This is a genomic window from Pseudomonadota bacterium, assembly GCA_023229365.1.
Taxonomy (GTDB): domain Bacteria; phylum Myxococcota_A; class Polyangia; order JAAYKL01; family JAAYKL01; genus JALNZK01.
In genome coordinates, this window is record JALNZK010000247.1 from 1 (window position 1) to 2,783 (window position 2,783).

Genomic DNA, 2,783 nt, shown 5'->3' on the forward strand with positions numbered 1-2,783 from the left:
GGTCAGCGTGACCTCCAGCCCGTCCGTAATCGCGACGGTCGGAGTCGTTACCAAGTGGATCGTGCTGTTCCCGTAGGAATAGTCGTCACCCTCGACCAGCTCCTGCCCGTCCAGCACCACCTTGCATGGAGCCAGGATCTCGGCCTCGCCGTCGTCATCGTCGAGTTCGTAGTCGACCTCGTAGTCCGCGAGGTCGGCCTCGATACTGATCGCCGTCAGTTCGTTGCGCCAGGCACCAGTGCGCTTGCAGAACTCACGCGCCGCCAAGCTGCACGCTTGCCGGATCACCGTCTCCGGCGCCCCCGGTACGTCCAGCGCGATCAGCGGAATCAGGCTTGCAAGACTCGCCATCAGGTGGCCTCCGGCGCGAACAGCTCCAGATGCGCTTTCGCACGGCTCGCGTTTTCCGTGCTCTCGGCGTCTTCAAGGAACGCGCGATAGCACACGTAGTCGACCAGGCACCGCTTGAAGTCGTCGCCCACGGCCAGGGTATCCCCAACCGCTGTCGGGGCGGCAGTGGGCCGCAGCGTCACCGCGCCCACGGTCGTCAGGCCCGCGTCCGGCCGACGCTTCATCACTTCGCGCTCGCCTTCCCCGAGCCAGCCAAGCAAGTCCGCGTCGGTCCAGCGCGTGACCGACGCGTCACTCAGGATCCGACGCGCCGGCGTGAGTACATCTGATGCCAGCATGGGCTAGAACTCCCGTTCGACCTCCAGCAACTTCTTGCGCATCTTCTCGGTTCCGAGGCGCTGATCGATATCGTAACCCTTGGTCTTGATGAGATCCCGCATCTGTGCGCGATCCATGCTTTCCACCGCCACCTGCGGCACCGGGGTCTCGACTCGCAGCACCGGGGTCTCGACTCGCAGCACCGGGGTCTCGACTTGCGGCACCGGAGTTTCAACCGGCGCGATCGGGACCGCGGGGACCGGCAGGTTAAGCAGGGCCAGCGGCAGCGCACCGTTACCGCCCTTGACGATACCGCCTTGCGCGTCGCACTCGACCATGTCGTCCCGGGCCGCGAGCGCCGGGGACCAACTCAGGACAAACGACTCGTCTTTCTTGCGGATGTACCGAAACATGAAGACCGGCCTTTCTGGTGGGAGTGGCGCGCCCGCGGCAGCCACGGGCGCGCATTGTTGCCTCACCGCTCAGACGCTTCAGGGCGTGAACTGGACCATGAGAGCCCGGACAGTGATCTTGCCGGTGGCGAGGGCGGCGTTCGCCAGGACTCGGATGGCGTTGGCCGCGGTGTAGTACTTGGTCTTGGCCGCGACCAGGATGCGACCCGTGCCCGCCGACCCGTCGCTCCACAGCGTCACATCCGCAACGGCCAGCGAGCCGTCATCGATGTAGAGCGCCGCGGTGTCGCTGTCGCCGACGTCGATCGTGTCCGTGCTCTCGGCCGTGTTCACGTACACACTCACGCCGAGAACCAGAGTGTTCGCCGGGATGTTGATGACATCAGCGGTCTCGGTGTTCCCGATGCCATCGACCGCGAAGTCCACGGTCTTCTCGACCACGGCGACCTTGCCGGCGAAAACGCACGGAAGGGCGGTGGTCCCGCCAACACTGAGATCATACGTTGCAGCAGCCATGTTCCTTAATTCCTTTCTGCTCCTGCTTGAGGGGTGTGGCCGGCTAGCGGAGGACTAACCGGCCCCCTGGAAACTCAGCCTCGACTCATCAGCCCTTCGCCACGTAGAAGTGGCACAGTGCGGTCGGCTTGACCACCTCGAACCCGTACACCTGCAGGCCGCGGCAGAGGTCGCCGAAGTCGTCGGGGTTCTTGAGGGTCTCCGTCTTCACGATCTGCGACGCGAAGGTCACCGCGCTCGGGTGGCCGGCGATGCAGTTCCAGGCCGTGACGCCGCTGCTGTCAGCGGTCGTCGCCAGCGAATTGCTCTGGTAGACCGTGAACCGGTCGATGATGCCCAGCCGACCGCTGCGCAGCGCGCTGGTCCCGTCACCCAGCATGGAGGCGTCCTTCAGGTCGGACAGCTTCAGCAGGTACGAGAGCAACGGAGGCAGCACGACCCACCGACTGTCGCCCGGGACGTTCTGCTCGTCCAGCGCGGCGCCGAGGCCGCACAGGCCGTCCAGGATGTTGACGCGAGTAGCCAGGAACGGGGTGCCGCTGACGCCGAGGTTGTACGCGCTCGACTTGACACCGGCGGTCGCGCCCTTGTTGCCCGTGGCCGCGTCGGCGTAGATCGAAGCCAGGATCGCGGTGTCGATTGAGATCTTCATCTGCTCGCCGGCGTCGCCAGACCACTTGTTCATGAACGGGATGTCGGACTGCATCTTGTCGACATCGTTGACCGCGAAGGCAAAGTACTTGCCCTGGTCGATGAGCAGTTCGATGTTCGCCGTGGTCGGGGTCTCGTACGTGAGCTTCCCGCCCTTGACGTACGTCCGGATCGTGATATCCGGCACGTTGCGGATGATGACCTTGTCCCCGGCGTTCTTGATCTCGCCGGAATAGTCCGTGTTCGCGATCGAACCGAACACCGTGGACGCGTAGAACTTGACCAGCAGCTTGCTCGACCAGATTTCCGGAATGAGCGTGCCGCTGTTCTGCACAAAGCCTGCAGCGGATGCGAGAGCCATTGTCGTTCGTTCCTCTACTGTGACCCGGCAGGCTTTGTGCCGATTTGCCCCGGATTACCGGAGCACGCGGCCTTCCTGCACCGCCAGGTCGAGTTCCTTTTCCAGCGCCGCAGCCTTGGTCGGATCGACCCGGATAAGCTGCGCAATCTTGTTCATCTCGGCCCGATACTCCG

Annotated in this window: 5 protein-coding genes; all 5 read right to left on the minus strand. The window is 64.3% G+C overall.

What is annotated here, in order from left to right:
- A partial coding sequence (locus tag M0R80_31835; protein MCK9464232.1) for a hypothetical protein occupies window positions 1-351 on the minus strand: 351 nt, incomplete at its 3' end.
- Window positions 351-689, minus strand: a complete 339-nt coding sequence (locus M0R80_31840; protein ID MCK9464233.1) for a hypothetical protein — start codon at window positions 687-689, stop codon at window positions 351-353. The genes M0R80_31840 and M0R80_31835, both read right to left, overlap by 1 nt.
- A 3-nt stretch (window positions 690-692) precedes the next feature.
- The gene (locus M0R80_31845; GenBank protein MCK9464234.1) at window positions 693-1,082 is read right to left on the minus strand and encodes a hypothetical protein; all 390 of its coding nucleotides are present in this window, start codon (window positions 1,080-1,082) and stop codon (window positions 693-695) included.
- 78 nt (window positions 1,083-1,160) lie between these two features.
- Entirely contained in the window at window positions 1,161-1,598 is a 438-nt protein-coding gene (locus M0R80_31850) for a hypothetical protein (GenBank protein ID MCK9464235.1), read from the minus strand.
- 88 nt (window positions 1,599-1,686) lie between these two features.
- Window positions 1,687-2,610, minus strand: coding sequence for a hypothetical protein (locus M0R80_31855; protein MCK9464236.1), 924 nt, complete (start codon window positions 2,608-2,610; stop codon window positions 1,687-1,689).
- Between the last annotated feature and the right edge of the window lie 173 nt (window positions 2,611-2,783).